The organism is Pseudomonas sp. MD195_PC81_125 (genome assembly GCF_014060985.1).
GTDB lineage: Bacteria > Pseudomonadota > Gammaproteobacteria > Pseudomonadales > Pseudomonadaceae > Aquipseudomonas > Aquipseudomonas parakoreensis.
The window spans coordinates 1-8,858 of record NZ_JABULD010000123.1; the positions used below are offsets into that span (position 1 = coordinate 1).

Below are 8,858 nucleotides of genomic sequence, written 5' to 3' on the forward strand. Positions count from 1 at the left end.
CACTTTCCATCTCGATTCAATAAAAAACATCGGCGAAACCGCAGACTACAGCCGCTTCACCCCCGGCTGCCGGAACCTTCAACAAACCTGGCACGCTCCTTGATAACAGTCAGGCACCCACCGGGCGATTTCGCCTCCCGGGCACCCTAAATTTATCCGCAAGGAGAGCACCCCATGGCAACACCAGCGTACATGTCGGTTACCGGCGAAAAACAAGGCCTGATCACTGCCGGCGCTTTCACCGCCGACTCCGTTGGCAACACCTACCAGGAAGGCCACGAAGACCAGGTCATGGTTCAGGCTTTCAGCCACGACGTGATCATCCCGCGTGACCCACAATCCGGTCAGCCAACCGGTCAGCGCGTTCACAAGCCAGTGATCATCACCAAGGTCTACGACAAGGCTTCGCCTCTGCTGCAAGCTGCTCTGACCTCCGGCGAGCGCATGAGCGAAATCGTTATCCAGTGGTACCGTACTTCTGCTCAAGGTACTCAAGAGCACTACTACACCACCAAACTGGAAGACGCCATCATCGTCGCCATCAACAACAAAATGCACAACTGCCAGGATCCAGGCAACTCGCACTTCACCCACCTGGAAGAAGTGCAGTTCACCTACCGCAAAATCACCTGGACCCACGAAGTATCCGGTACTTCGGGTTCCGATGACTGGCGTGCTCCAGTCGTTTAATTACGGCTGATCGTTACAAGCATCGACCAGCCCTGCTGGTCGATGTTGTTTACGCCCCTCCAGAATTTCGCGTGCGTTGAACCGCCTGGCGGTAGTCGACGAGCGCCGCTGTACAGCACGAGGAACAAGGGATGTTCGCGCCGGCCAATGAAACCCACTTTGCCCTGACCATCGAAGGGCTCTCCGCCGATTTTCAGGTATTCACCCTGACCGGCCGGGAAGCCATCAGCCAGCCTTTTGTGTTCGAGGTGGAGCTGGTCAGTGAGCAGCCGTCGCTGGACCTCGAAACCCTGCTGCACAAACCGGCCTTCCTGCAGCTGTCGCCCGATGGCAGCGGCATTCACGGCCAGATCTATCGCGCCGCGCAAGGCGATTCCGGCAAGCGCCTGACGCGCTATTCGGTAACCCTGCGCCCGCAACTGTCGTACCTGGCGCATCGCGTCAACCAGCGGATCTTTCAGAACCTCACGGTGCCGAAAATCATCGGCATGGTTCTCGAAGAACACGGCATCCAGAGCAACGCCTACGAATTCAAGACCGGTTCGATCTATCCTGAGCGCATCTACTGCGTGCAATACGATGAATCGGACCTGCACTTCATCCAGCGCCTGTGCGAGGAAGAAGGTATCCACTACCACTTCCAGCACAGCGCCACGGCGCACAAGCTGGTGTTCGGCGATGACCAGACGGTGTTCCCGAAACTCCAGCCTGTGGCCTATCAGCAAGACTCCGGCATGGTCGCCAGCAATCCGGTGATCAAACGTTTCGACCTGCGCCTGGAAACCCGCACCAGCCGCACCACGCGCCGCGATTACGACTTCGAAAAACCGCGCCTGACGCTGGAAAGCGAAAACCGCGGCGACGCCCTGCCCGACCTCGAAGACTACGACTACCCGGGCCGGTTCATCGACCGCGAGCGCGGCAAACACCTGGCCAAACGCGCCCTCGAACGCCATCGCAGCGACTTTCAGCTCGCCGAAGGCAAGAGTGATCAGCCGTTGCTGGTCAGCGGCCATTTCCTCGCCCTGACCGAGCACCCGAAAGCCAAGTGGAATGACCTGTGGCTGCTGACCGAAGTGCTGCACGAAGGCAAACAGCCGCAAGTACTCGAAGAGTCGGTGACCAGCGACACCACCACGCTGAAAGACGATTTCCATCAGGGCTATCGCAACCGCTTCCAGGCGACCCCGTGGGACGTGCCGAACCGCCCGCCCCTACGCCCACCCGAAACCGCGCATCCTCGGCAGCCAGAGCGCCGTGGTCACCGGCCCCAAAGGTGAAGAGATTCACTGCGACGAGTACGGCCGGGTCAAAGTCCAGTTCCACTGGGACCGCGAAGGCCAGGCCGACGACAAGACCAGTTGCTGGCTGCGCGTCTCCAGCGCCTGGGCCGGCGCCCAGTACGGCGGCATCGCCATCCCGCGCATCGGCATGGAAGTGCTGGTCACCTTCCTTGAAGGTGACCCCGATCAACCGCTGATCAGCGGCTGCCTGTACCACAAGGAAAACACCGTCCCGTATGAGCTGCCGGCAAACAAGACCCGCAGCACCTTCAAGACCCTGAGTTCCATGGGCGGTGGCGGCTACAACGAACTGCGCATCGAAGACAAGAAAGGTCAGGAGCAGATCTTCCTCCACGCCCAGCGCGACTGGGATGAGAACATCGAGCACGACCAGAAGATCCGCGTCGGCAACGAACGCCACGACACTGTCGAGCAGAACAGCTACACAGAATTCAAGGCCGAAGAACACCACACCGTCTACGAAGACCGCAAAGTCGAAGCCCGCGCCAACGACCACCTGACCGTGGGCGTCAACCAGCACATCAAGATCGGCACCGGCCAGTTCATTGATGCAGGCCAGGAAATCCACCTCAGCAGCGGCATGAAAGTGGTGATGGAGGCCGGCGCAGAACTGACCCTGGTCGGCGGCGGCAGCTTCATCAAGATCGACGCCGGCGGCGTGACCCTGAGCGGCCCAACGATCAACATCAACTCCGGCGGCAGCCCCGGCAGCGGCACTGGCGCCGCCCCGCTGATGCCCGGCGTGCTGAAACAGGCCGACGCCGACAAAGCCGGCCAGGTCCTGACCCCGGCCCAGATCAACACCCTCAAACGCAACGCGCCGTTCTGCGAAGAATGCGAAAAATGCAAGGCAGGTGCCTGTGCCATCTGATCGACTGACACCCAAAGACTGGCTGGCACAACAGCCGCTGCAAACCGGCGAGCGCCTGTACCTAATCATCAGCGCAGCGAGCGATGCCGACGCACTGAAAACCCTGTACCTGACCGAACCCACCGCCCAACTCCTGCCAATCTGGGGCGGTACGCCCTACTCCACCTGGCAACCGGTGATGCCCTACGTTACCGAACTCAAACCGAACTCGGCATTCCTGCCGTGGATCGCCGAAACCGACGCCCTCGACTGGGGCTGGCTGGCGGTGTCGCGCGCCGAACCGAACGAGGTGTTCGAGCACCTTCGCAGCCTGACACAGGTGAAGATGCCGGACGGGACTGAGGTGTTTTTCCGCTTTTGGGATGGGCGGCATATCTACCCGATTTTGAAGGGGCTTGGGGAGAAGGCCGGGGAAGTAATGCCGATGTTTGAGCGGTATCTGATTAATGGGCAGACGCTGGAGGTCGGGACGCGGGTGTTGCCGAAGGTGAAGGATTGGCCGTGGTGGGAGGTGCCGAAGGAGTTGCTGGATGGCTTAGCCAAGGAGAACCCGACGACACTGATCAGCAACCTGATGCAGTGGCTGGAAGAAGACCGCCCGGAAGTTTACAACGCTTGGCCTGAGAACAACCTGAAGCTGAAAGTCAGCCGTTTCGTGCGCCGCCCGGATGCGCCGAAAAACCTTAAAGAAGCACTGTTAAACCACCTGATTCTGGAGCAAGGCTGATGATCGCAAAGGAACGCATTGCCTTCGTTGACAACCAACTGAAGAACTTCAAAAACAGCCTGACGATTTACCAGAAGCAAACCCATTCCTGGTATGCAAGTCTGGCTGATGAAGTCAGCCATAAAACCAATAAACCCTCCCTGTTGGGAATGGAGCGAATCCTCAAAGCAGGCGGATCATCGACTGCGGTAAGCATGACTGATGATAATTTCAGTGTTGTGGCTCAATGCCCATTGAAAGGTCCTTTGCTAATCGAGAGCAAGTTCGAATCGCTTTACGACATTCCTCTGGGCGATATCGAAGTTGAGGTCGTTGCAGTGGATGGCGGCGCTATCCACAAAGTCAAACTCGATGCTAAAGGTAAAGGTAGTTGGTCAGGTGGTGTGCCGGGAAAAAATTACATCATCCGCGTTCACAACGAAGTGACACCTGCGCAGATCGATACGCTGTTCGACTCATACAAGGGACTTAACAGCGAACTCGAAGGTTTTCTGCGCAACAAATGGACGGGGCCTGGGGGATATCGGCAGCAATGGTCGAGCCTTTCTCTTTCAGGTACGGTCATGGCCGTCGGTAGCGGCATCCTTGACGGTGGATGGGAGGCAATTAAAGGCGTTTGGGATGGAATCAAACTTGTCCTCGATATCCTTCAGGATCCTGGCAAATTTGGAAAAAAATTAGGCGAAGGTGCGCAAGAGCTAATTGATGTAGCAAAAACCGCCCCTGATGTCATGAAAAAAGCCATGCTTTTAGCCAGTGACGAAGCAGCGCTTTTTCTCATGATGCACACTGCGATTATCTGGCTGGCCAGCTTGCCACCGATGAAAACCGCAGGCGATGCCGCAAAGATGACTACAGCGGCTGTCGTGGGTATTGCCATCGACATCGTCATTTCCATCGTTTTGACAGTGGCAGCCGAAGGCACGGGGCTGATTTATCTCGTCGCACGAATCAAGAAATACGGAGAAATCGTCCTTAAAGCCGTTGTTAATTTTGTTAAGTCAATCTTTGAAATTATTAAAGGCTTCATGGCATACGTTACCAAGTATGTTCCAGTGGCCGCGCGCGGTATTGGAAGGCAAGTTAAACAAGGCGTAGTGCAAGTTCGATTCGATGGTAAGACAAACGCTCGCCTAGGTACTGGGGCGCACGGGGACGATGCTTCAAGACAAGCCACGACGCCCGCCAACAAAAGCGCGGAGCCCGTGTCTTGCACACGAGTCGACAAATGCCCGGTTTCGATGGTTACCGGTGAAGAGTTGCTGACGCTGACCGATGGTCAACTGGATGGTCTGCTGCCGTTTGAGTGGACCCGCCTGTACAGAACCAGTGCAGTGGAAATCGATTGTGGCCTGGGTTATGGCTGGAGCCATGCGCTGGCGCATCGCCTCGAGATCAGTGACGACGAAGTCATCTGGACCGACCACGAAAACCGCGCAACGCCCTTCCCTCTCCCAACAGAAAAACGTCCAGCAATCACCAACACTCTCTCACGAGCCGCCATTTTTCTCGGTGACGATCCCGCCGAACTGGTTCTGGCACAGGCAGGCAAACGCCCATCGTTCTACCACTTCCGCTTCAACAGCAAAGGCGCCACCCTGATCGCCATCAGCGACAGCTATGGCAATCGGCTGCACGTCACGCGCGATATCCACGGTCGAATCAAGCGCCTCGATAACGGTGCCGGTCGCGCCCTGCTGCTGCGCTATGACCGCAAACACATTATTGCTGTGGACTATCAACAGTTCCTGCCGGCGGACAACCTGGAAGATACCTGGAACACCGTTCAAACGCTGGTGACGTACAGCTATGACGCACAGCACCGTCTGATCGAAGCGAAGAACGCGGCCGGCGAAGCCGAGCGCTATCGCTACAACGAACAGCACGTGATTCTGGAGCGGCAACTGGCGGGCGGCGCGGCCTTCTATTGGGAGTGGGAGAACGAAGGCAAACTGTCTCGCTGCATCCGTCACTGGGCCAACTTCTCGCAGATGGAAGCGCATTACGCCTGGGACGATAAAGGCAGCGTAACGGTAACCAACGCCGACGGCAGCGAAGAGGTCTACACCCACGACGACCAGGCGCGACTGATCAGCAAGGTCGACCCGGACGGCGCCGAACACCTCAAGGCCTATAACGACAAAGGTCAGTTGATCGCGGAAAAGGATCCTTTGGGTGCCGTCACCGAATACCGGTACGACGACAACGGACTGATGACTGCCGTCATCCCGCCGGAAGACGAAGCGACCACGTATGAATACATCAATGGTTTCGTCAGCGATGTTCATCGCGGCAAAGCCAGCTGGAAGTACCAACGCAACCGTCAGGGCGACATCACCCAGCAAATCGACCCGAACGGCAATGCCACGCTATACAGCTACGATGCCCAGGGTCGCCTGCTGGAGATCCGCCACCCCGATGGCAGCCGCCATCAACTCGGTTGGAACAACCTCGGGCAGTTACTGGAAGAACGCCTGCCGGACGGCGGTCAACGCAAGTATCGCTACGACGCACTGGGTCGGCAGATTACCCGCCAGGAAGAATCCGGCGCCATCACCCACTACCAATGGGATGCGGCCAACCGCCTGGCACAAGTCACGCTGCCGGGCGGCGCAACACGTGCCTTCACCTACAACGCCTATGGCAACGTCACCGCCGAACGCGACGAACTCGGTCGCGTCACGCGATATGAGTATGCGGAAAACTTGCACCTGGTCAGCCGCCGCATCAATCCGGACGGCAGCCAACTGCGCTATCGCTACGACAACTCGCGTCTGCTGCTCACCGACATCGAAAACGAGCGCGGCGAACATTACCATCTCGATTACTACTCGAACGGCCTGATCCAACAGGAAACCGGCTTCGACGGTCGCCGCACGGCCTACGAATACGACCTCAACGGCCAGTTGCTGAAGAAAACCGAATTCGGTGATGACGGCAGCGAACTCGTTACCGAGTATCAACGCGACGCCGCTGGCCGTCTGCTGGTAAAAACCCTCGCCGATGGCGAGGAGATTCACTACAGCTACGACGCTCTCGGCCGCCTGGTAAACGTCGACGACGGCCACTGGCCGCTCGCCTATGAATACGACGTGCAGGATCGCCTGATCACCGAACACCAGGGCTGGGGCTCCACGCGTTACGAATACGACAGCGTTGGCCAACTGAGTCACTGCCGCCTCCCTGACGGCAGCACACTCGACTACCGTCACCTGTCCGGCGGACGCCTGAGCAGCATCGACCTCAACGGCTCACGTCTGACCGATCACCAGTTCAGCGCCGGTCGCGAACAGCAACGCCAACAAGGTCTGCTGCTCAGCCAATACCAGTACGACGAACAAGGCCGCCTGCAAGCACACACCGTCGGCCAGCGTGATAAAAACCTGTTCCAGCGTCGCTACAACTACGACGCCAACGGCAACCTCGCCGGTATCGATGACAGCCGCAAGGGCAATCGCAGCTATCACTACGATCCGCTTGATCGGCTCATTAGCGTACGCGGCACGACACCGGAAAGCTTCGCCCACGACCCGGCGGGTAACCTGCTCGGTCAGAACAACGAAGGAACAGCCAACCTCGCCAACGTCAAAGGCAACCGTCTGCTGATGCAAGGCGACCGCCATTACGACTACGATGCCTACGGCAACCTGATCCGCGAACGCCGTGGTACCGGCCAGAAACTCGTCACCGAATACCGCTACGACTGCCAGCACCGCCTAATCGGCGTAAGCCTGCCGGGCGGCAGTACCGCATCCTACAAATACGACGCCTTCGGCCGACGCATCGAAAAAACCGTCGACGGTCACACCACGGAATTCCTGTGGCAAGGCGAACGTCTGATCGCTGAAAGCGCCGAAAACCGCTACCGCAGCTACATCTATGAGCCCGGCAGCTTCCGCCCACTGGCGATGCTCGATGGCGAAGGCCCGCGCAAAGCCACGCCGTTTTACTACCAACTCGATCATCTGGGCACACCGCAGGAACTCACCGACTACAGTGGCGAGATCATGTGGTCGGCCAAGTACCGCGCCTACGGTAACCTCGCGGCGCTGGACGTCAGCGAGATCGATAACCCGCTGCGCTTCCAGGGTCAGTATTTCGACGCCGAGACGGGGTTACATTACAACCGGCACCGCTACTACAATCCGGGCACTGGACGGTTTTTGACGCCGGACCCGATCAAGCTTGCGGGCGGGTTGAATAACTACCAGTACGTGCCTAACCCTACTGGGTGGGTAGATCCTCTAGGCTTGGCCAGTGGTCCAACAAATTGCCCACAACCGGTTCCAGGTGGGACATGGAAATTCAATTCAGAGGTTGACCTCGACTGGAGACATACGCCAGGAACGTCGTATCAGCAGATGCATAAAGGATTAGACGAGGCATTTACTCGAACTGGCGTACCAAAAAATGAATTTACAGTTACCAAGTGGGGTAAAGACCAATACGGAAAATCTTATCCTACGGAATGGCGCGTACTAGAGGGCAAAAATAAGGGTGCAGAGGTGAACATCGATGATCCTCGTCTCGTTCCATCCACCGACGGTCCTGCAGACCCTCATGTCGGGTATCAAACGCCTGGCAAACGGGGTACAGGTGGGGCTGTTAGAGGACATATTTTGTTAGAATCCGTGCCTGTATCACGCGCGAGAATTGGAGACCCTCAATGAACTACCTAGAAAAAGAAATAGACTCAACATTGGCAGAGCAGTCCTTAGCGCATGAGAAACTATGCGACGATGAACTGTCTAAATTAATCACCAGGCTAACAACATTATTTTTTTTCCCTGAAACAAAGGGTCTCGACCCTTACCACTTGAAGAACACTCAAAAAAAACACGATCCAGAATTCTGGAAAAAAGTCGACAAGCTCCAAAATTTTGAAAAACCGTTCCTAATAGTTCAAGACAGTAAGATTCATGCTTGGAAGCTAGAAACCTCTGCAGATCTTAAAATGCTATTTTCCGAAACGACTGGGTTTCCATTCTGGATAGCCGACAACAATTTAAAAGTCCTAATCTATATGGATGATCATGGCTGCGTTCATACCAGTGATTGCACCCAGTAAATACACCCAACGTCAGGTTACTGGCCAACCGGAAGGGAACAGATTTATCTTCCGGCTTGCCCCCATTTTTCGACCTGAAAATATGAGCCCAACTGTCAGGGTGATATCACCCAACTAGATCTGATAAACATGTAATGAATATCGACAACACTGTAATACGAGCACTACCAGAAACAAAATAAATGGTTATTACGATAG

General features: G+C 56.6%; 4 protein-coding genes and 1 pseudogene. All 5 read left to right on the forward strand.

Features of this window, described 5'->3' with window-relative positions; genetic code table 11:
* Nucleotides 1–174 precede the first annotated feature (174 nt).
* The 5 genes and pseudogenes from HT737_RS05185 to HT737_RS05205 all read left to right on the forward strand — a co-directional run bounded on the left by HT737_RS05185 (nucleotide 175) and on the right by HT737_RS05205 (nucleotide 8,660).
* Nucleotides 175–690: an Hcp family type VI secretion system effector gene (locus HT737_RS05185; RefSeq protein ID WP_003226246.1), complete on the forward strand. Its 516-nt coding sequence runs from the start codon at nucleotides 175–177 to the stop codon at nucleotides 688–690.
* Nucleotides 691–821: 131 nt separating this feature from the next.
* Nucleotides 822–2,865 (forward strand): annotated as a pseudogene (gene tssI / locus HT737_RS05190) (type VI secretion system tip protein TssI/VgrG).
* On the forward strand, nucleotides 2,855–3,592 hold the full coding sequence (locus tag HT737_RS05195; protein ID WP_182401732.1) for a DUF4123 domain-containing protein: 738 nt from the start codon (nucleotides 2,855–2,857) through the stop codon (nucleotides 3,590–3,592). The pseudogene tssI and the gene HT737_RS05195 overlap by 11 nt, the downstream one beginning before the upstream one ends.
* Entirely contained in the window at nucleotides 3,592–8,262 is a 4,671-nt protein-coding gene (locus tag HT737_RS05200) for a polymorphic toxin type 47 domain-containing protein (RefSeq protein ID WP_182401734.1), read from the forward strand. The genes HT737_RS05195 and HT737_RS05200 overlap by 1 nt, the downstream gene beginning before the upstream one ends.
* Nucleotides 8,259–8,660 carry a hypothetical protein gene (locus HT737_RS05205; RefSeq protein ID WP_182401736.1) on the forward strand — a complete coding sequence of 134 codons (402 nt, stop codon included), beginning with the start codon at nucleotides 8,259–8,261 and terminating at the stop codon, nucleotides 8,658–8,660. Before HT737_RS05200 ends, HT737_RS05205 begins: the two co-directional genes overlap by 4 nt.
* Nucleotides 8,661–8,858 lie beyond the last annotated feature (198 nt).

What these genes read in the sequence shown, in the direction of transcription:
- HT737_RS05185 (WP_003226246.1), top strand. Translation starts at nt 175, where the DNA reads ATGGCAACACCAGCGTACATGTCGGTTACCGGCGAAAAACAAGGCCTG.
- HT737_RS05200 (WP_182401734.1), top strand. Translation starts at nt 3,592, where the DNA reads ATGATCGCAAAGGAACGCATTGCCTTCGTTGACAACCAACTGAAGAAC.
- HT737_RS05205 (WP_182401736.1), top strand. Translation starts at nt 8,259, where the DNA reads ATGAACTACCTAGAAAAAGAAATAGACTCAACATTGGCAGAGCAGTCC.